Genomic DNA, 20,165 nt, shown 5'->3' with positions numbered 1-20,165 from the left:
TTATGGCCTGTTTGATAACAACGCGGCTCTCCAATTGTCACATCTGAATTGTTGCATCCGGATACTGCTTGCGTCACGCGATTCGCCTTGGACGGCGGCTGGCACTATAATATCCGCTGCCATTCATGATCAACCGCTCTCAGCTCAACTGGACTCTTCAAATCTATGCATTACGTGTCTACCCGCGCTGATACAGCGCCATTGCAGTCGCAACCGTCATCTTTGCAGCAATTCTCCGACATCCTCCTGGGCGGCCTGGCCCCCGATGGCGGACTGTATCTCCCAGAACACTACCCGCAAGTCACTGGTGCCGAGCTCAATGCCTGGCGCACATTGTCGTATGCCGACCTGGCCTGCGAAATCCTGAAGAAGTTCGCCACCGATATCCCGGCCGCGGACCTGAAGGCGCTGACGGCGAAAACCTATACCAAGGCAGTCTACAAGAACGCCCGCGCCGGCGAAAACGCGGCCGACATCACGCCGCTGCGCGTGCTGGAAGAAAACGTCGTCAAGGGCGGATCGACCACCCTGATCCTGCAGGCGCTGTCGAACGGCCCGACCCTGGCCTTCAAGGACATGGCCATGCAGCTGCTGGGCAACCTGTTCGAATACACCCTGGCCAAGCACGACGCCGAACTCAATATCTTCGGCGCCACGTCGGGCGACACGGGCAGCGCGGCCGAATACGCGATGCGCGGCAAGAAGGGCATCCGCGTCTTCATGTTGTCGCCGCACAAGAAAATGAGCGCCTTCCAGACGGCGCAGATGTTCAGCCTGCAAGACCCGAACATCTACAACATTGCCGTCGAAGGCGTGTTCGACGATTGCCAGGACATGGTGAAAGCCGTGTCGAACGACTTGCCGTTCAAGGCGCAGCAAAAGATCGGCACCGTCAACTCCATCAACTGGGCGCGCGTCGTGGCGCAAGTCGTGTACTACTTCCGCGGCTACCTGGCGGCCACCACCAGCAACGAACAGAAAGTGTCGTTCACGGTGCCGTCGGGCAACTTCGGCAATATCTGCGCCGGCCACATCGCCCGCATGATGGGCTTGCCCATCTCGAAACTGGTGGCGGCCACGAATGAAAACGACGTGCTCGACGAATTCTTCCGCACGGGCGTGTACCGCGTGCGCAAGTCCGCCGAGACGTACCATACGAGCAGCCCGTCGATGGATATCTCGAAAGCGTCGAACTTCGAGCGCTTCGTCTACGACCTGGTGGGCCGCGACAGCGAGCGCGTGCGCGCGCTGTTCACGAAAGTGGAAACGCACGGCGGCTTCGACTTGTCCGGCAAGCCGGGCAGCGATGGCGACGAGTTCAAGCTGGTGGCCAAGTACGGCTTCAAGTCGGGCAAGTCCACGCACCAGGACCGCCTCGACACCATCCGCGACGTGGCCGACGACTACGGCATCACCATCGACACGCACACGGCCGACGGCATCAAGGTGGCGCGCGAGCACCTGGAGCCCAACGTGCCGATGATCGTGCTGGAAACGGCGCTGGCGGCCAAATTCAACGAAACCATCCTCGAAGCGCTGGGCGTGGACGCGGAACGCCCGGCCGGCTTCGAGAACATCGAAGACTTGCCGCAGAAGTTCGTCGTGATGGGCACGGACGTGGAAAAAATGAAGGCGTACATCGCCGCCAATACGGGCTTGTGATGAGCGGGCCTGCGATGAACGATCCTGCCGCGGAACGCAAACCCATGCTGTCGGTGGCCGAGGCGCAAGCCTTCATGCTGGGCGCGGCGCGTCCGGTGGCCGAGGTGGAGCTGGTCGACACCATGCGCGCCAACGGCCGCGTGCTGGCGGCCGCGCAGACCTCCACCCTGAACGTGCCCGAGCGCGACAACACGCAGATGGATGGCTACGCCGTGCGCGCGCAGGATTGCGCCAGCGGCGCGGCCAGCCTGCCCGTGTCGCAGCGCATCGCTGCAGGCCATGTGGGCCAGCCCTTGCAGCCGGGGACGGCGGCGCGCATCTTCACGGGCGCCCTGATCCCTGAGGGCGCCGACTGCGTCGTGATGCAGGAGCAGTGCTCCGTGCTTGACGGCGTGGTGACGGTCAACCACGTGCCGCATGCGGGCGAATGGGTGCGCCGCCAGGGCGAGGATATCCGCGCCGGCGGCGAGATCCTGGGCGCGGGCAGGCGCTTGCGCAGCCAGGAAATGGGCCTGGCCGCCTCCGTGGGCCTGGCGCAAGTGCCCGTGCTGCGCAAGCTGCGCGTCGCCGTGTTTTTCACGGGCGACGAACTGGCCATGCCCGGCGAGCCGCTGGCGCCGGGCGCCGTCTACAACTCGAACCGCTTTACCCTGCGGGGCCTGCTGGAAAACCTCGGCTGCGACATCACGGACCTGGGCATCGTGCCCGACAGCCTGGACGCCACGCGCGCCGTGCTGCGCCAGGCGGCCCGGGGCAATGACCTGATCATCACCTCGGGCGGCGTGTCCGTGGGCGAGGAAGACCATATCAAGCCGGCCGTGGAAGCGGAAGGGCGGCTGAACATGTGGCAGATCGCCGTCAAGCCGGGCAAGCCGCTGGCGTTCGGCGAAGTGAACGACGCGTTCTTTGTCGGCCTGCCCGGCAATCCCGTGTCCAGCTTTGTCACCTTCTTGCTGTTCGTGCGCCCGTTCATCCTGCGCCTGCAGGGCGTGGCGGGGAATCTGGCGCCGCGCAGCTACAGGCTGCCGGCCGCTTTCGAGCGCCTGAAGGCGGACAAGCGCAACGAGTTCTTGCGCGCCAGGGTCAACGAGGACGGCGAACTGGAACTGTTCGCCAACCAGAGTTCCGGCGTGCTGACGTCCACCGTGTGGGGCGACGGCTTGATCGACTGTCCGCCGGGACTGTCGATTGCCCGCGGCGACATGCTGCGCTTTATCCCGTTTAACGAATTGCTGTACTAAGGAAGCCCTGATGAAGATCAATCTGCGTTTTTTTGCCAGCGTGCGCGAGCTGGTGGGCACGGGCCAGGAGATGCTGGAAGTGGCCGAGCTGCGGCTGACGGTGGGCGAGGTGCGAGCCCTCCTGATCGCCCGCGGCGGCAACTGGGAATACGCGCTGGCGCAGGGGCGCGCGCTGCGCATGGCGCATAACCAGGTGATGTGCGATGCCGATACCGTGATAGGCGAAGGCGACGAAGTGGCGTTCTTCCCGCCCGTGACGGGCGGCTGATCCCGCGTGCCAAATGCGACGGCCACTTCATCGAAGTGGCCGTTTTTTCATGGTGCCTTGGTTTTCGGCTTGCTGGCCGTGGTATCGCTGCACGTGGCGCAGGCGATGGCTTTCCGGTAGCGCCAGTATTTCGAGCCGATGAAGATGGCCGACGCCACCAGCGACCAGGCCAGGGCGCTGAGGATGTCAGCCTGGCTGGTGGTGCCCTTGCTGTACTCGACCACCGTCAGGATGATGAATAAAATCGAGCTGGCCAGCAAATAGCGGGAAATCCAGAATCCTGCACCCATGTGTTTCTCCTCTTGTCGTCGCGTTGTCTCGTGTAGTCAGGTTGCCGATCGCTGCAGCATCTGAGCGCAGTATGCCTCATTTTTGGGCGGCCGCGCCATCGGGCTGCCTTAAGCACGCCAATCTCGACTAAAATGCCGGGGTTTTCACCGTCTTCCCAGCTTGCCATGACCCATACCACTTCCCCTCCGTTTCACATCGCCGTCATCGGCGGCGGCCCCGCCGGCCTGATGGCCGCCCAGGCAGCCACCGGGCAGGGGGCGCAGGTGGAACTGTTCGACGCCATGCCGTCCGTCGGCCGCAAATTCCTGCTGGCGGGACGGGGCGGCATGAACATCACGCATGCGGAAGGCTACCAGGCCTTCGTTTCGCGCTACGGCAGGCAGGCCAGCCGCTTGAAGCCGGCGCTGGACCAGTTCGGCCCGCAAAAGGTGCGTGACTGGGTGCATGGCCTGGGCGTGGACACCTTTGTCGGTTCCTCGAACCGCGTCTTCCCCACCGATATGAAGGCCGCGCCCTTGCTGCGGGCCTGGCTGCACCGCCTGCGCGAAGCGGGCGTGCAATTTCACATGCGCCACCGCTGGACGGGCTGGCGCGACGGCCAGCTGGCCTTTGCCACGCCGGACGGCGAACGCCTGCGCTCCTTCGACGCCGTGATCCTGGCGCTGGGCGGCGGCAGCTGGGCGCGCCTGGGTTCGGACGGCGCCTGGGTGCCGCTGCTGCAAGGGCAGGGCGTGGCCGTGCAAGCGCTGGCGCCCGCCAATTGCGGCTTCGACGTGGACTGGAGCGCGCATTTCAGCGGCCGCCATGCGGGCGAACCGCTGGCCACCGTGGCCATCACGGCGCGCGACATCGATGGCTTGACGATCAAGCGCCAGGGCCAGTTCGTCATCACGGCGGGCGGCGTGGAGGGCAGCCTGATTTATGCGCTGTCGGCTGCCCTGCGCGAGCAGATCGCGGCCAAAGGCAGCACGACCATCTGGCTGGACCTGGCGCCCGACCACAGCCAGGAACGCGTGTTCGAGGAAGTGACGCGGCCCCGCGGCGCCCGTTCCATGTCCAGCCATTTGCAAAGCCGGCTGGGCATCAAGGGCGTGAAATCGGGCTTGCTGCGCGAATGCCTGAACGCCGCCGACTTTGCCGATGAGGCAAAGCTGGCGCGCGCCATCAAGCTGCTGCCCGTCAGGCTCATACGCCCGCGCCCCATCGATGAAGCCATCAGCAGCGCCGGCGGCGTGGCATTCGACGGCATCGACGGCTGCATGCTGCGCGCCATGCCGGGCGTGTTCGTGGCCGGTGAAATGCTGGACTGGGAAGCGCCGACGGGCGGCTACCTGCTGACGGCCTGCCTGGCGCAAGGCAAGGCGGCGGGCGAGCAGGCGGTCAGCTGGCTGGAAGAGCATTCTTGAAGTTACGTGATCGTCAGCGCCACGACGCCGTTCACAATCGTGCCGCGCAGCAGATTGTGCGCGGCTGTCCTCCTCAGTGCCAGATGATGTCGCCCGAGCCGCTTTTCTGCGCATCGCGCTGGCGCGGGTTGCCGTAGACGTGGATGTCGCCGCTGCCGCGCAAGGTCAGGTTGGTGGCGTCGCGCACGAAGACGGTGCTCTGTCCCGAGCCTTGCAGGCTGATGCTGCCCTTGTCGGCCGCCAGGTGCTCGGCATCGATATCGCCTGAGCCGCTCAGGTCGGCACGGAGGAATTTCGTGTTGCCGCTGGCGGCGATGCGCCCGGAGCCCACCATTTCCAGCACCACGCTGTCGCTGTTGCCGCCATTGATGTCGAGGTCGCCGCTGCCGTTGACGGTGGCTTGCACCTGCTTGTAGCGTCCCGTGAAGCTGACGTTGCCAGAGCCCATCAGTTCCAGGATGAAGCTGTCGCCGGAAAATCCCGTGATCCTGCTGTCGCCATTGCCGTGCACTTCCAGGCGCACGAGGGCGGGCAGCACCAGTTCCACCTGCAGCGGCTGGCGGTGGTGGAACAGCATGCCTTTCGGGCCGATATGCAGGGTCGTGCCATCCTGCGTGGTATCGACGTTCGACAGCAGGCGCTGCTCGCCGCTCACCTTCAGCGATGGCGTGGCGCCGCGGCGCAGCACCAGGTCGATGGGGCCGGCCAGGTCGATGCTGTTGATCGTGGCAGAAATCGGGCGCGTTTCGCTGCGCACGGCGCGGCCGGCAGCGCTGCTGGGATTGCTGATTCCCTTGGCGCGCAGCGCGGCGTAGGACATGGCGATGAGGACCAGTGCCAGCAGGAACATGGACAGGCCGACTTTGAGCAAGCGTTTCATGGCAGCCTTTCTAGTGACCTTTGAGCAGAGAAACATTCATGGCGATGTAGCGCTTGATACCGATCAAGGTATAGCGCGTTACCACCAGACTGAGCAGGAAGATGGCGATGCCGCCGAGCAGCATCCCCATGCCGAAGACGGTTTGCGTGGTGCGCGCATCGCGGTCCATGTCGGTGGAGATGCGGATGCCGCCGCCGGCCAGCGCTTCGGCCCGTTCCATCATGCGCGACGAGGCGCCCGCTGTCTCGGATTCGGTGCGCTCACGCTGCGCCGTGCCGGGCACGTGGTCGACTTCGATGCCCGTGTCGCCGATGGTGATGCGCGTCTCGCGCCGCTCGCCCCCTTCGCCGCCGTCATCGTCATGGATGAAGACGTGGCGCAGGGGGCCATCGAGCACCAGTTCGTTGGCGCCGGACAAGCCGCTGGCCGTGATGGCGATGCCTGCCAGGTAAAAGCTCAGGCCCACGGCATACAGGCTGGCCAGCAGGGCCGCATACACGGCGGCAGGCACGACCATGAACAGGTTGAAGATGGCCAGGCCCACCAGCGAGACGAGCAGGCGCAGCAGGTTGACGGGCGTTTTCTTCTGTTCGAAAGCCTGGCGGTGGGTGCTGCTGCGCAAGGTGAGGGCGATTTTCTTCGGGTCGCCCAGGTCGTCGGCGATCTCGTGCTCGCTGCGGCCGGCCGCCGCGCCTTCGATGAAGGTCTGTTCGTAATAGTCGAGGGTCTTGGCCACCAGGTCCGGCGGCAAGCCTGCCAGCGCGCGCCGCAGCGAGTCGAGATAATCTTGCTTGTTCATCATATTCTTCCTGTTCGTCCGCTGCGCCGTGTCAGCCCACCGCCGGCAGCAACATGCTTGCCTGGCTCAGCAGCAATGGCGCATGCTGCGCTGGCTGTCCGTGCATGACGATCATGGCGGCCAGTGCCACGCCTGCCAGCAGCGCCACGGCTTTCAAGCTGTTATTCAAGTGCAAGGTGGTGTGCATGGTATTCCCCGTGGCATGGCCGTTGTCGATGATCGGACTGTACCGAAGCGCAGGCAGGCGCACCAGCGCGGTGCGACAGAATGCAATTTCGCGGGGGCGAGCGACACCAGGGCAGGATGCACCGTCAAGTCTACTTTGGTCCCTTGGCCGTGGCGACGCCCCTGGCAGCCGCCACGCCGCTGCGCACGGCCGCCTCGATGGTGGCCGGATAGTCCAGCGTGCGGTCATCATTGGCCGTGTAGTCGCCGGCCAGCAGCAGGCCCGGCACGCCGCTGGCGTTGCCGGGGCGGGCCAGGTCCGGCGTGCAGGCAAAGGTGGCGCGCTTTTCCGTGATCAGCTGGGTCCAGACGGGTTGCGCCAGGTCCGCACGCTGCAGCGCCTGCGCCAGCTGCGCCGCGATGGCTTGCGCCAGCGGTCCGTGGCCTTGCTCGGCGGCCGGGCCGGACGCGCTGATGACGACGGCCAGCAAGCCTGCCTGGCTGGCGTCGAGCTGGCCACGGTCGAAGACGAACTGGCCCCAGTGCTGGCGCGCGGGCGCATCGACGAGGGCGTAGAACGGCAAGTCCAGGCGCACGGCGGCGTCATATTGCAGGTAGCAGGTGCTGATGGCTTCCGGCGTGAACGCCTGCATGCGCTTCACCGCTTCGTCGAGGCGGGCGTCCTGCACGCCTTGCAGCAGGCTGACCGCCTGCACGGACGAGGTGGCGACGATGACGCCGTCAAAGACATCGGCATCGGCAAGCTGCCAGCGGCCGTCGGGCAGCGCCTGCAAGGCGGTGATTTTGGCGCCCGTGCGGACTTCGCCGCCATGCCCTGCCACATAGCGGGCGGCCGCGTCGGGCAGCAGGCTGCTCAGGTCCGCCTTCGGGATCAGCATGTCCGAGGCGCGGCGGCTGCGCGCGCCCAGGCTGTCGCGCAGCACGTTGAGGAAGACGCGTGCCGACGCCCGCCCGGGCGGGGTATTCAGGGCGGCCAGGCACAGCGGATGCCACATCAGCCGGTTCAAACGGTCCGTCTGGTCGAAGCGCTGCAGCAGTTCGCTGACCGTGCAATCGTTGTACAGTTGCCAGCCCATCCAGCGCATGGCCGTGGAAAAGCGCATCAGTGACAGCTTGTCGGCGCGCTGCAGCCCCTTGGCGCGCAGCAGGGCCCATGCCAGGTGCAGGGGCGCGGGCAGACGGGGCGCGATGAAATCCATGCCATCGGGGCCGGCCGGATAGCGCATCTGCAGGGGCAGGGTGAGGATCAGTTCCGCAGGGTCCTGTCCCGCCAGCTTGATCAGGCGCAAGGTTTCCGTGTACGCGCCCAGCAGGATGTGCTGGCCGTTGTCGAGCACGGTGTTTTCGCGCTCGACCCGGCGCGCGCGTCCGCCCAGGGTGCGCGCCGCCTCGAAGACGGTGACGGCATGGCCGGCGCGCGCCAGTTCCATGGCCGCCGCGCAACCGGCCCAGCCGGCGCCGATGACGGCGTAGCGTTGCTTCACCTTACTCTCAGCCACGAACCCAGGTCTTCCAGGCCAGCCACAGTTTGCGGATCGGCGTGAGCGAGATGCGCTGTTTCAGCACATGATAGCCGTCGCGCTCGACTTCATTGAGCAAGGTGCGGTAGATGGCAGCCATGATCAGGCCCGGGCGCTGGGCGCGGCGGTCTTCCGCCGGCAGCAGCGCGAACGCTTCGTCATATGCCTGCTGCGCGCGCGCCGCCTGGAAGCGCATGAGGTTTTCAAAGTTTTCGCTGTGGCGCGCGTTCAGCAGGTCGGCCGCCGTTACGTTGAATTGCTGCAATTCGCTGATGGGCAGGTAAATGCGCCCCTTGCGCGCATCTTCGCCCACGTCGCGGATGATGTTGGTCAGCTGGAAGGCATGGCCCAGCTTTTCCGCGTACAGCAGGGTTTCCGGGCGCGTCGCGCCAAAGATGCTGGCCGACAAGATGCCCACCACGCTGGCCACATGCCAGCAGTAGCGGCTCATGGCCTGGTAGTCGAGGTAGCGGGTCTGGTTCAAGTCCATTTCCATGCCGTCGATGATGGCCTGCAAATGTTTTTCTTCCAGTTTGTAGATGTCCAGGTGCGGCTGCAGCGCGCGCATCACGGGATGCGTGGGGTTGCCCTCGTACATGGCCTTGACTTCCTTGCGCCACCAGACCAGCTTGGTGCGTGCCACGGCTTCGTCCGTGCATTCGTCGACCGTGTCATCGACTTCGCGGCAAAACGCGTACAGGGCCGTGATGGCCTTGCGGCGCTCGGCCGGCAGGAACAGGAAGCTGTAGTAGAAGCTGGAGCCGCTCTGGGCGGCCTTTTGTTGGCAGTATTCGTCGGGAGACATAGTCAAAAGAGCAAGGGTTGCAGATCGAAGCCGCTATTCTATCGTCTTACAGAGTGGGCGACGGGGGAAAAGCCGTTTTTACTTGTGTCTCTTGATGCAGGCTTTTGCGCGACATGCGCAGGGCGCGCCAGAAAATGATCAGCCAGTCGCGTTTCTCCAGCTTGGGACGGCGGCGGAACACGTCGTAATTGACGGCTTCGATGGCTTCCAGGATGCGCAAGCCCCCTTGCACCACGAGGCGCAGTTCCCAGCCGATGCGGCCCCGCAAACGCAGGGCCAGCGGCGCGCCGGACAGCATCAGCGCGCGCGTGCGGGCCACTTCAAAGCGCATCAGGGCGCTCCACTTGCCGTGCGCCTCGGGCCGCTCGAAGGCGGCGGCGGAAACGGCAAAGCGGCTCAGGTCTTCCATCGGCAGGTAGATGCGCTCTTTTTGCTGGTCGATGGCGACGTCTTGCAGGAAATTAATTAGTTGCAAAGCTGAGCATATCGCATCGGAATCGCGTACATTCTGTTCATCGGCCGCACCGTACAGGTGCAGCATCAGCAGCCCCACGGGGTTGGCGGAGCGGGCGCAGTAATCGAGCACGTCCTCGTAGCTGGCGTAGCGCGTCGTCTCCACATCCTGCTTGAAGGCGGACAGCAGATCGTGGAACGGTTTCAGCGGCAGCTGGTGCTTGGCGATGACGGCGGCCAGGCGCTCGAACATGGCGGCGTGCTCGCCGGCATGGCCTTCGTGGCGGTCGATGCGGCCCAGCGCCTCTTCATAGGCGTGCAGGGCAGCCAGGCGTTCGGCCGGCGTGGCGTCGCCTTCGTCGGCCAGGTCGTCGGCGCTGCGGGCAAAGGCATAGATGGCTTCGACGGCGGGCACCAGGCGGCGCGGCAGTAAAAATGATGCAACAGGAAAATTTTCGTAATGGTCTACAGGCATGAACACACTTCTCTAGTCTTGCGTTTGTCCGGCACCCCGGAAACGCGGGAGTATAGCCGGACGTTGTACGTCACAAGATTAATGACGCAAAAGTCACTAAAAACTTTTACGCACGATTATAATTAATAACCAGAAAGTCATTAGGCGGGATCGCTTCCCGCCATGACCGAACTGATATTGTCACAAATTTAAGGATATCGCGTGCGAAAAAGTTTGGCTTGGCCCAAAGAACAAGCAAAAAGTTTCTCCGCATAAAAATATTACAGCCCGCATAGTAAAGGAAAATACCTTGTTTGCCCTGAAAACCCTGCGCCGCGAGACCGGCGCACCCGCACTGCCTGCCCTGCGGCTGATTGCCGCCGCCACCCTGGCGATGAGCGTGGCTGCCTGTTCCAAGCCCGCCGTCAAGGTGGAAGACGTGCGCCCCGTGCGCGCGATCGTGTTGTCCAGTAGTAATGTCGACGTCAGTGCCGAGTTGGCGGGCGAGGTTGTGCCCCGCGTCGTGTCGCAGCTGGGTTTCCGCGTGGGCGGCAAGATCGTGGCGCGCAAGGTCGATGTGGGCGCCAGCGTGAAGAAGGGGCAAGTGCTGATGCAGCTCGATCCTGCCGACCTGCAGCTGTCGCAGGCCCAGGCCAAGGCCTCGCTGGTCAGCGCGGAAACGAGCCGCGACCTGGCGCGCGCCGAATTGAAGCGCTACCAGGATTTGCGCGAGAAAAATTTCGTCAGCCAGGCCGTGCTCGATGGCAAGGATGCCAGCTACAAGGCGGCGCAGGCAAACGTGGAAGCGGCCCAGGCCCTGCACCGGGGCCAGGCAAACCAGTCCGGCTATGCCAGCCTGCTGGCCGACGTCGATGGCGTCGTCACGCGCATCGAGGCGGAAGTGGGGCAGGTGGTGGCGCCCGGCACGCCCGTGGTGCAAGTGGCCAGGAGCGGCGAAAAGGAAGTCGTGATCGGCATTCCCGAAGACAAGGTGGAAACCTTGCGCGGCGTCAAGGATGTGGTGGTGCGCCTGTGGGCCGACCCGAAACAGGCGCTGCCGGGCAAGATCCGCGAAGTGTCGCCCGTGGCCGATGCCGCCACGCGCACCTATCTGGCCAAGGTCAGCATTCCGGACGCGCCGCAAGCGCGCCTGGGCATGACGGCCGTGGTGCAGTTCGCTTCGCAGACGGCCACGCCGCAGATCAAGGTGCCGCTGACGGCCCTGTTCAACGAGAAATCGCAAAGCTCCGTGTGGGTGGTGGAAAACGGTGTCGTCAAGCTCGTGCCCGTGACGGTGGGCGGCGTGGCGGGCAATGAGTTGCTGCTGACATCGGGCGTGAAACCGGGGCAGACGGTGGTCACGGCCGGCGTCAACCTGCTCAAGCCTGGGCAGAAAGTGTCCATCCTCGGCGCCGAACTGGCCAGCAAGCCGGATGCCGCCGCTGCCGCCGTCAGCGTGGGTGCGGCCAAATGAAGGGCGGCTTCAATCTGTCGCGCTGGGCCCTCGAACACATCCCGCTGACGCGCTACCTGATGGCCGTGCTGCTGATTGGCGGCATGCTCAGCTATGCCAGCCTGGGCCAGGATGAAGATCCTCCGTTTACCTTCCGCGCCATGGTCCTGCAGGCGTACTGGCCCGGCGCCACGGCCCTGCAGATGGCCGAGCAGGTGACGGACAAGCTGGAAAAGAAGCTGCAGGAAACGCCCTACATCAATGAAATCACCAGCTATTCGAAGCCGGGCGAAACATTGATTTTGCTGGAGCTGCGCGAATCGGCGCCGCCCAAGGAAACGGCGGCCGCCTGGTACCAGGTGCGCAAGAAGATCGGCGACATCAAGGGCACCTTGCCGGCCGGCGTCGTGGGCCCGTTCTTCAATGACGAGTTCGGCGACACCTATGGCTCCATCTTCGCCCTGTCCGGCGACGGTTTTACCTACGCGGAAATGAAGGATTACGCGGACAAGGTGCGCCAGGAGCTGCTGGCCGTGGGGCAGGTGTCGAAGGTGGAACTGTTCGGCGTGCAAGATGAAAAGATCAATATCATCTTTTCTCACAAGAAATTCGCCCAGCTGGGCATTCCGTTCGACGCCATCGTGCAGCAATTGTCCGAGCAAAACAGCATCAACGCCACGGGCGTGCTGGTGACGCCGACGGACAATCTGCAAGTGCGCGTGACGGGCGCCATGGTCACCGTCAAGGACCTGGAAAACCTGGAGCTGCGCGCCAACGGCACCACGTTCCGCCTCGGCGACTTTGCCACCGTGAAACGCGAATTCGTCGATCCGCCCAAGGACAAGATGCGCTTCAACGGCAAGGAAGTGATCGGCCTGGGCGTGTCGATGGAAAAGGGCGGCAACATCATCGACATGGGCAAGGCCCTGCAAACGACGGTGACCCGCATGAAGAGCGAATTGCCGGTGGGCATAGAGCTGCAGCGCGTGTCGAACCAGCCGGAAGCCGTGTCCGCTTCCGTGGGCGAGTTCGTGCATACCCTGATCGAAGCGATCCTGATCGTGCTGGCCGTCAGCTTCGTCGCGCTGGGCTTGCACACGAAACCGCTGCGCATCGACGTGCGGCCGGGCCTGGTGGTGGCGCTGACGATTCCTTTGGTGCTGGCCGTCACCTTCCTGTTCATGCGCCTGCTCGACATCGACTTGCACAAGATTTCGCTGGGCGCCCTGATCATCGCGCTGGGCTTGCTGGTCGATGACGCCATCATTGCCGTCGAGATGATGGTGCGCAAGATGGAAGAGGGCATGTCCCGCTTCGACGCGGCCACGTTCGCCTACACGTCGACGGCCATGCCCATGCTGACGGGCACCCTGATCACGGTGGCGGGCTTCTTGCCCATCGGCCTGGCCAAGTCGGCCGCCGGCGAATACACGTTCTCCTTGTTCTCCGTCAATGCGCTGGCCCTGATCATTTCCTGGGTGGTGGCCGTCGTCTTCACGCCGTATATCGGCTATGTCTTGCTGAAGGTCAAGCCGCACGCGCATAACGACCATGAATTGTTCGATACGCCGAACTTCCGCCGCTTCCGCCGCGCCGTCACCTGGTGCGTGGAATGGCGCAAGACGACGATCGCCGCCACCCTGGCCATCTTTGCGCTGGGCATTTATGGATTCAACTTTATCGAAAAGCAATTCTTCCCCGATTCCAGCCGTCCGGAACTGATGGTGGAACTGTGGTCGCCCGAAGGCACGACCTTTGCCGCGAATGAAAAGCAGGTCAAGAAATTTGAAGCCTTTGTCGGCAAGCTCGACGGTGTGGAAAGCATCACCAGTTACGTGGGCACGGGCAGCCCCCGTTTCTACTTGCCGCTGGACCAGATCTTCCCGCAGACCAACGTGTCGCAAGTGGTGGTGTTGCCGAAGAGCCTGGCCGACCGCGAACGCTTGCGCCAGCAAATCGTCGACGTCTTCAAGAAGGATTTCCCGGAAGTGCGGGGCCGCGTAAAGCTGTTGCCGAACGGACCGCCGGTGCCGTATCCCGTGCAATTCCGCGTCACGGGGCCGGAAGTGGCTGGCGTGCGGGCCATTGCCGACCAGGTCAAGGACATCATGCGCGCCAACCCGAACACCCTGGGCGTCAATGACAACTGGAATGAATCGGTGAAGGTGCTGCGTCTGGACCTGGACCAGGACAAGATGCGCGCGCTGGGCGTCACGTCGAAAACGGTGATGCAGGCGGCCAATACCATCCTCACGGGCACCGTCATCGGCCAGTTCCGCGAAGATAACAAGCTGATCGATATCCAGGTGCGCCAGCCGCTGGAGGAGCGGGCGACGATTTCCGTGCTCAATGACACGAATATTCCGACGGCAACGGGCAAGTCCGTGCCCATCTCGCAGCTGGCCCGCGTGCATTTCGTGTGGGAGCCGGGCGTGGTCTGGCGCGACCGCCGCGAATGGGCCATTACCGTGCAGTCGGACGTGGTCGACGGCATCCAGGGCGCGACGGTGTCGACGCAGCTGGCGCCGCAGCTCGATGCTTTGCGGGCCAGGTTGCCGGACGGCTATCGCATCACGGTGAAGGGCGTGGCGGCCGACAGCGGCGAGGCGGAAGCGTCGATTGCGGCCAACTTGCCGCTGGCCATCTTCATCATCTTCACCCTGCTGATGCTGCAGCTGCACAGTTTCTCGCGCTCCCTGCTGGTGTTCCTGACGGGACCGCTGGGCGTGGCGGGCGCCGCGTTTGCCTTGCTGCTGCTGCACCGTCCGCTGGGCTTCGTGGCCAACCTGGGCGTCATCGCGCTGTTCGGCATGATCATCCGCAACTCGGTGATCCTCGTCGACCAGATCGAGCAAGACATCCGGGATGGCTCGGCCCCGTGGGACGCCATCATCGACTCGGCCGTGCGCCGCTGCCGCCCCATCGTGCTGACGGCTGCGGCCGCCGCGCTGGCCATGATTCCATTGTCGCGCTCCGTGTTCTGGGGACCGATGGCCGTGGCCATCATGGGCGGCCTGATCCTGGCGACAGCCTTGACCCTGCTGTTCCTGCCGGCCCTGTATGCGGCCTGGTTCCGGGTCAAGAAGCCGGTGGAGGTTACCAAGGGCGAAGCTTAAGTAATCGCTTCAGGCCACTGGCATAAAAAAGGCGGCATTCCTCTGGGAAATCCAGTAGAATGCCGCCTTTGCTTTAGCGCGGGCTTGCTTGATCAGTCCACGGTAGCCAGATCGCTCCCGAGTTGTTAAAATCGGGAGAGTGCAGGCTGCAGTCTGCGGCAAGCAGCGCAAAGTAGTACAAGTATGCGGATGTGGTGGAATTGGTAGACACGCTGGTCTTAGAAGCCAGTGCTTCGGCTTGGGAGTTCGAGTCTCCCCATCCGCACCACTCCGGGTTGTTCCAGCCCGGAGGTGCAGCGCCATCAAGATATTTCCAAGGTATTTATTCATCAAGCCAGGGCGCCGAGTGCGGCCAGTTGCCGGCTCGACTGCTGCACCATCTGCGCAATCAGCGCCTGTGCCTGCGGGTAAGCCGCTCTCTCCATCAGTGTTGCATCTTGCGTCAGCGGCCACAGTGCCTGCAGGATGCGTTGCCGTGCCTGCGGCCAGTGCTGCTCCTGCGCATGCGTCGGCGGCGGCAATCCCCTGTCCAGCATGTGCAGCGCTTCCCGCGCCATCGCCAGCTCGTGTGCCGCCTGCCTTGCCAGTGCCTCGCCATCTGGCGGCGGCTGCCGCATGAGGAAGGTGGCGAGCTGGCGGCTCTGGCGCTGCTACAGGTCCAGCAGCCAGCGTGTCATGTGCCGTCCGGCCGGTCCCAGCTCCGGCCAGATCGTGGTGTGTAATTGTTCGCCCAGGTAGCGGGCGCGGTCGATGGCGCGGCGGCTGCCGCGCATGTGCTGGCCGATGGGGCCGTCATCGAGCTGCAGCTGGCGCATGGCGTGCTGGATGGCGCGGCGCAGCACCGTGTCGCCCAGCAGCTGGCGCTGGCGCGCGGGCGGCGCCCCATCGAGCAGCGTGAGCAACCGTTCGGCTTCGGGCGGGGTGCCGCCCAGCTTGTGCAGGCGCCGCCGGCTGGCCGCGGCCAGCTGGTCGCGGATTTTCGCGGATATGGTTGCTGTCGCCAAAGGTGCGGTGGCTGGCCAGCGCCGTTTCCACGGTGCCCAGCACTGCCGCGTCCGGCGGCGGGGCGCAGTATGCCGACATGGCTTGCATGGCTTGCATACGCTGCACTGCTTGCGCGGGCGCTTGCCGGATCAGGCGGGGGCAGGGTGGGCGTCGCCCCTCATGCGCCACGCCATCTCAATGACTTGTGCCTGGATTTTTTGCAGATCGCCACCGGTGATGCCGTCGGGCAGACGGCTGAAGAGTATTTTCAGCCTGGCTTTGGCTTTGCTGGAACTGCCGGGTGTGTTATCGCCCATGATGTTTTTTCCATTAAATGCACTTGGAGGGCGAAGAAATGGCTTAGGTTTGCCTGAAAAATGGCCAAATTGAGATAAATCAAAGGTTTTTTGCCTGAAATCTTCGCTCTGAGCGCATTTCTTTGTTTCGGACGGAGCGCCAGTTCGCATATACTAATGAACGAAGCAGGCTGGAAAGCCTGTCTCTGGCGAAATAAAGAATGCCGGGGCAAGAGTAAAGACAGGGCCAACCAGGCTGTGGCGATTCATTCGCCGCCGCTGGCATCCTCTGTGGCCGGGCTGCAAAGCCAGCCACTTTCCCGAAGTCCTTTGTTATAATGCCACGCTTTACCGAATGATGGCCGGCCCTGCATTTACTTAACAGCATGGCTGGACGCTCGGAGCCCTGTCGCAGTACGGGAAGCGGCGGATTGTTTGGTGCCTGGTGCGGATTTTTCCTCAGCCGGGTAGACCAGGTCCATCGTCCTGTTTTTCCGTACTTTTACAGATGAATATGCGAGCGAGTGAAGCTGGACCCATGTCTTGTCGCCAGTGATGGCGCAAGGGGTCGGGTCTTCTTTTCTCGCACCAACAGTGTTTATTTTTTGGACGATTTTTTACATGGCAACTGCAGTCGAAACCTTGGGCAAACTCGAACGTCGTATCACGATCTCCTTCCCGCTGACGGACGTCCGCACGGAAGTTGAGAAGCGCCTGAAAGTGCAAGCCCGTACGGCCAAGGCACCGGGCTTCCGTCCGGGCAAAGTGCCGTTGAAAATGGTCGCAGCACAATACGGCTACCAAATTGAATCGGAAGTGCTGAACGACAAAGTCGGCCGCGCTTTCAACGACGCCGCCAACGAAAACAACCTGCGCGTCGCCGGTTTCCCGAACATCGTGCCGAAAGAAGAAGCAGCCGAAGGCCAGCTGGCTTTCGACGCAACATTCGAAGTGTATCCGGAAGTCGCCATCGGCGACCTGACGGCCGTTGAAATCGAAACCGTGCAAGCCGACGTGTCGGAAGCCGAAATCGACAAGACCATCGATATCCTGCGCAAGCAGCGCGTGCACTTCCACACCAAGGGCGAAGCTGGCGAACACGGCGACGGCGGTGAGGCTATCGCTGCCAACGGCGACCGCGTGACCGTCGACTTCGTCGGCTCGATCGACGGCGTTGAATTCCCAGGCGGCAAAGCTGAAGGCTACGCTTTCGTGCTGGGCGAAGGCCGCATGCTGCCAGAATTCGAAGCAGCGACCCTGGGCCTGAAAGTGGGCGAGTCGAAGACTTTCCCATTGTCGTTCCCTGAGGACTACCATGGCAAGGACGTGGCCGGCAAAACCGCTTCGTTCACCATCACCCTGCAAAAGCTGGAATGGGCGCACCTGCCGGAAGTCGATGCCGAATTCGCCAAATCGCTGGGCGTTGCCGATGGCGACCTGGCCAAAATGCGCGAAGACATCAAAGTCAACCTGCAACGCGAAGTCGCTGGCCGCGTGAAAGCACGCAACAAGGAAGCCGTCATGGACGCGCTGATTAAAGTTGCTGAACTGGAAGTGCCAAAAACGCTGATCGCTCAGGATTCCGAGCGTCTGGCCGAAATGACCCGCCAGGACATGGCGCAGCGCGGCATGAACGTCAAGGACGTGCCTTTCCCAGCAGAACTGTTCGCGGAAAAAGCCGAGCGTCGCGTACGCCTGGGCCTGATCCTGTCGCAACTGGTCGGCGACAACAAGCTGCAGGCTACGCCTGAGCAAGTCAAGGCGCAGATCGAAGATTTCGCCCAAAGCTACGAAGATCCACGCGAAGTGCTGAAGTACTACTACAGCGACCGTCGTCGTCTGGGTGAGATCGAAGCCCTTGTATTGGAAGAAAACGTCGTCACCTACGTGTTGGGCCTGTCGAAAGTTACGACGAAAGCAGTTGCTTTCGACGAATTGATGGGAAGCAACGCACAAGCGTAAACCAGTTGGTATTGGGATGCCGCCTCTTGCCGTAAGGTCGAGGCGGTATCCCCTAACTGCTTCACAAGGAAATGAAATGACAGGTATGAACCGTAATCCAGCGCTGGACACAGAGATGCTCGGCCTGGTGCCGATGGTGGTGGAACAAAGCGGTCGCGGCGAGCGCTCGTATGATATTTACTCGCGCCTGCTGAAGGAACGCTTGATTTTCATGGTCGGCCCGGTCAATGACCAGATGGCCAACCTGGTTGTCGCCCAGCTGCTGTTCCTGGAAAGCGAAAATCCGGAAAAGGAAATCTCGCTCTACATCAACTCGCCAGGTGGTTCGGTCTCGGCCGGCATGGCCATCTACGACACCATGCAGTTCATCAAGCCGGACGTCTCGACCCTGTGCACGGGCATGGCTGCTTCGATGGGCGCTTTCCTGCTGGCCGCCGGCGCCAAGGGCAAGCGTTTCTCGCTGCCGAACTCGCGCATCATGATTCACCAGCCGTCCGGTGGTTCGCAAGGCATGGCGTCCGACATCGAGATCCAGGCGAAGGAAATCCTTTACCTGCGCACCCGCTTGAACGGCATCATGGCCGAGCGCACGGGCCAGTCGATCGAACAGATCGCCAAGGACACCGACCGCGACCGTTTCATGTCCGCCGACGAGGCCGTTGAGTATGGTTTGATCGACAAAGTGTTGACCAGCCGCGCTTGATGAGCCCCTACCGGTATTGCAGGAGCCTATCTTGGTAGGGAGCGTCTGTAGCAGGTCGCTCCTCAGGAGTGCGGACAAGGCGCGAGGAGGACGCATGGTAATCCATGCTACGACGAGCAACGCCGTCCCCGCTTCTGAGGGGCTGCCTGATACTGATGCATTCATCTACCGGGATAGGCTCCACGTTCGTAAGTAAACGCCCGGGCGATCAAACGTTCGGGCGTTTCGCTTTTATTTCGGGTAGCATGGAGCTTGTGCACGTTGTTGACTTGCCCCATGGGTAGCTGCCTTTGCGGGCAACTTCCGCACTCCGGCTTGCGATTTTGCAATATTGTTAATGCAGTTCCAACCAAAATGCCTTATGTCAGACAAAAAATCCTCTAGCGGCGAAAAATTACTGTATTGCTCGTTCTGCGGCAAAAGCCAGCACGAGGTGAAGAAACTCATCGCCGGCCCGTCCGTGTTCATTTGCGACGAGTGCATCGACCTGTGCAACGACATCATCCGTGATGAAACGTCGAGCATCGAGACGGTGACCGGGACCAAATCCGACCTGCCGACGCCGCAAGAAATTGCCGCCTTGCTCGATCAGTACGTGATCGGCCAGCAGACTGCCAAGCGCATCCTGTCGGTGGCGGTGTACAACCATTACAAGCGCCTCAAGCACCTGGGCAAGAAAGACGACATCGAACTGGCCAAGAGCAACATCTTGCTGGTCGGTCCTACCGGCTCGGGCAAGACCCTGCTGGCACAGACTCTGGCGCGCATGCTCAACGTGCCGTTCGTGATCGCCGATGCCACCACCCTGACCGAAGCCGGTTACGTGGGTGAAGACGTGGAAAACATCATCCAGAAGCTGCTGCAAAGCTGCAACTACGACGTCGAGAAAGCCCAGCGCGGCATCGTCTACATCGATGAAATCGACAAGATTTCGCGCAAGTCCGACAATCCGTCCATCACGCGCGACGTGTCGGGCGAGGGCGTGCAGCAAGCCTTGCTGAAACTCATCGAAGGCACGATGGCTTCCGTCCCGCCACAAGGCGGCCGCAAGCATCCTAACCAGGACTTCGTGCAGATCGACACGACCAACATCATGTTCATCTGCGGCGGCGCCTTTGACGGCCTGTCGAAAGTGATCGCCAACCGCTCCGAAAAGAGCGGCATCGGCTTCTCGGCCACGGTGCGCAGCAAGTCGCAAAGCTCGGCCAGCGAACTGATGCTGCAAGCGGAACCGGAAGACCTGGTCAAGTTCGGCCTGATCCCGGAACTGGTGGGCCGTCTGCCCGTCATCGCCACCCTGGCGGAATTGACGGAAGAGGCGCTGATCCAGATCCTCGTCGAGCCGAAGAATGCGCTGATCAAGCAGTATTCGAAGCTGCTCGAGATGGAAGGCGCGGAACTGGAGATTCGTCCGGCCGCCCTGCATGCGATCGCCAAGAAGGCGCTGGCGCGCAAGACCGGTGCCCGTGGCCTGCGTTCCATCCTGGAACATGCTTTGCTGGACGTCATGTACGAACTGCCGAGCGAACAAAATGTGGTGAAAGTCGTCATCGACGAAAATACCATCACCAGCGGTGCCAAACCTTTGTTGATTTATCAAGAGACTGCCAAAGCCTCCTGAGAAAATTGAAAACTGCCGAGACAAATGCATAAAAAGGGTTTTGATTCCTTAAAGCATGGCAGTAC

At 62.6% G+C, this 20,165-nt stretch carries 19 protein-coding genes and 1 tRNA gene; 10 read left to right on the top strand and 10 right to left on the bottom strand.

What is annotated here, in order from left to right:
* Positions 1-165 precede the first annotated feature (165 nt).
* Genes thrC through moaD form a run of 3 tightly spaced genes read left to right on the top strand, consistent with a single transcriptional unit; the run spans position 166 to position 3,171 of the window.
* Positions 166-1,662: a threonine synthase gene (gene thrC / locus GCN74_RS16900; protein ID WP_152257755.1), complete on the top strand. Its 1,497-nt coding sequence runs from the start codon at positions 166-168 to the stop codon at positions 1,660-1,662.
* A gap of 14 nt (positions 1,663-1,676) precedes the next feature.
* Positions 1,677-2,903 carry a gephyrin-like molybdotransferase Glp gene (glp, locus tag GCN74_RS16895; protein ID WP_152257754.1) on the top strand — a complete coding sequence of 409 codons (1,227 nt, stop codon included), beginning with the start codon at positions 1,677-1,679 and terminating at the stop codon, positions 2,901-2,903.
* Between the two features lie 10 nt (positions 2,904-2,913).
* A complete protein-coding gene (moaD, locus tag GCN74_RS16890; RefSeq protein WP_152257753.1) occupies positions 2,914-3,171 on the top strand; it encodes a molybdopterin converting factor subunit 1 in 258 nt (85 codons plus the stop codon).
* A 47-nt stretch (positions 3,172-3,218) separates the two neighbouring features.
* Here moaD and GCN74_RS16885 read toward each other — a convergent pair whose 3' ends face one another.
* Positions 3,219-3,461: a hypothetical protein gene (locus GCN74_RS16885; RefSeq protein ID WP_152257752.1), complete on the bottom strand. Its 243-nt coding sequence runs from the start codon at positions 3,459-3,461 to the stop codon at positions 3,219-3,221.
* Positions 3,462-3,626: 165 nt separating this feature from the next.
* On the opposite strand from GCN74_RS16885, the gene GCN74_RS16880 reads away from it, so the two are divergent.
* The gene (locus tag GCN74_RS16880) at positions 3,627-4,868 is read left to right on the top strand and encodes a TIGR03862 family flavoprotein (protein ID WP_152257751.1); all 1,242 of its coding nucleotides are present in this window, start codon (positions 3,627-3,629) and stop codon (positions 4,866-4,868) included.
* A 73-nt stretch (positions 4,869-4,941) separates the two neighbouring features.
* Here GCN74_RS16880 and GCN74_RS16875 read toward each other — a convergent pair whose 3' ends face one another.
* The 6 genes from GCN74_RS16875 to hpnC form a co-directional block, all read right to left on the bottom strand.
* Positions 4,942-5,748, bottom strand: coding sequence for a head GIN domain-containing protein (locus tag GCN74_RS16875; RefSeq protein ID WP_152257750.1), 807 nt, complete (start codon positions 5,746-5,748; stop codon positions 4,942-4,944).
* Positions 5,749-5,758: 10 nt separating this feature from the next.
* The gene (locus tag GCN74_RS16870; RefSeq protein WP_226939085.1) at positions 5,759-6,550 is read right to left on the bottom strand and encodes a DUF1700 domain-containing protein; all 792 of its coding nucleotides are present in this window, start codon (positions 6,548-6,550) and stop codon (positions 5,759-5,761) included.
* A gap of 28 nt (positions 6,551-6,578) precedes the next feature.
* Entirely contained in the window at positions 6,579-6,734 is a 156-nt protein-coding gene (locus GCN74_RS28770) for a hypothetical protein (RefSeq protein WP_193317125.1), read from the bottom strand.
* Positions 6,735-6,864: 130 nt separating this feature from the next.
* Positions 6,865-8,217 carry a hydroxysqualene dehydroxylase HpnE gene (gene hpnE, locus GCN74_RS16865; protein WP_319633467.1) on the bottom strand — a complete coding sequence of 451 codons (1,353 nt, stop codon included), beginning with the start codon at positions 8,215-8,217 and terminating at the stop codon, positions 6,865-6,867.
* 7 nt (positions 8,218-8,224) lie between these two features.
* Positions 8,225-9,058, bottom strand: coding sequence for a presqualene diphosphate synthase HpnD (gene hpnD, locus GCN74_RS16860; protein WP_152257787.1), 834 nt, complete (start codon positions 9,056-9,058; stop codon positions 8,225-8,227).
* Positions 9,059-9,104: 46 nt separating this feature from the next.
* Complete coding sequence (gene hpnC, locus GCN74_RS16855) at positions 9,105-9,986, bottom strand: squalene synthase HpnC (protein WP_152257748.1); 882 nt, start codon at positions 9,984-9,986, stop codon at positions 9,105-9,107.
* Between the two features lie 289 nt (positions 9,987-10,275).
* Here hpnC and GCN74_RS16850 point away from each other — a divergent pair, with 289 nt between their 5' ends.
* From GCN74_RS16850 to GCN74_RS16840, 3 genes are all read left to right on the top strand, one after another.
* Positions 10,276-11,439 carry an efflux RND transporter periplasmic adaptor subunit gene (locus GCN74_RS16850; protein WP_152257747.1) on the top strand — a complete coding sequence of 388 codons (1,164 nt, stop codon included), beginning with the start codon at positions 10,276-10,278 and terminating at the stop codon, positions 11,437-11,439.
* Entirely contained in the window at positions 11,436-14,534 is a 3,099-nt protein-coding gene (locus GCN74_RS16845; RefSeq protein ID WP_152257746.1) for an efflux RND transporter permease subunit, read from the top strand. The genes GCN74_RS16850 and GCN74_RS16845 overlap by 4 nt, the downstream gene beginning before the upstream one ends.
* A 185-nt stretch (positions 14,535-14,719) precedes the next feature.
* Positions 14,720-14,802: transfer RNA gene (locus GCN74_RS16840), tRNA-Leu, on the top strand.
* A gap of 61 nt (positions 14,803-14,863) precedes the next feature.
* On the opposite strand, the gene GCN74_RS16835 is transcribed toward GCN74_RS16840, so the two are convergent.
* The 3 genes from GCN74_RS16835 to GCN74_RS28765 all read right to left on the bottom strand — a co-directional run bounded on the left by GCN74_RS16835 (position 14,864) and on the right by GCN74_RS28765 (position 15,835).
* A complete protein-coding gene (locus tag GCN74_RS16835; RefSeq protein WP_152257745.1) occupies positions 14,864-15,151 on the bottom strand; it encodes a hypothetical protein in 288 nt (95 codons plus the stop codon).
* 33 nt (positions 15,152-15,184) lie between these two features.
* Positions 15,185-15,538, bottom strand: a complete 354-nt coding sequence (locus GCN74_RS16830; RefSeq protein WP_152257744.1) for a hypothetical protein — start codon at positions 15,536-15,538, stop codon at positions 15,185-15,187.
* A gap of 129 nt (positions 15,539-15,667) precedes the next feature.
* Complete coding sequence (locus GCN74_RS28765; RefSeq protein ID WP_193317124.1) at positions 15,668-15,835, bottom strand: hypothetical protein; 168 nt, start codon at positions 15,833-15,835, stop codon at positions 15,668-15,670.
* A gap of 600 nt (positions 15,836-16,435) precedes the next feature.
* Here GCN74_RS28765 and tig point away from each other — a divergent pair.
* The 3 genes from tig to clpX all read left to right on the top strand — a co-directional run bounded on the left by tig (position 16,436) and on the right by clpX (position 20,100).
* Entirely contained in the window at positions 16,436-17,776 is a 1,341-nt protein-coding gene (tig, locus tag GCN74_RS16825) for a trigger factor (RefSeq protein ID WP_086145519.1), read from the top strand.
* Between the two features lie 85 nt (positions 17,777-17,861).
* Positions 17,862-18,479, top strand: a complete 618-nt coding sequence (gene clpP, locus GCN74_RS16820; protein ID WP_374106865.1) for an ATP-dependent Clp endopeptidase proteolytic subunit ClpP — start codon at positions 17,862-17,864, stop codon at positions 18,477-18,479.
* Between the two features lie 361 nt (positions 18,480-18,840).
* Entirely contained in the window at positions 18,841-20,100 is a 1,260-nt protein-coding gene (clpX, locus tag GCN74_RS16815; protein WP_152257743.1) for an ATP-dependent Clp protease ATP-binding subunit ClpX, read from the top strand.
* Positions 20,101-20,165: the final 65 nt, after the last annotated feature.

The sequence above is a fragment of the Janthinobacterium sp. FT14W genome, assembly GCF_009208755.1.
Taxonomy (GTDB): Bacteria; Pseudomonadota; Gammaproteobacteria; order Burkholderiales; family Burkholderiaceae_D; genus Janthinobacterium; species Janthinobacterium violaceinigrum.
This window is presented reverse-complemented; position numbering and strand designations above follow the sequence as displayed.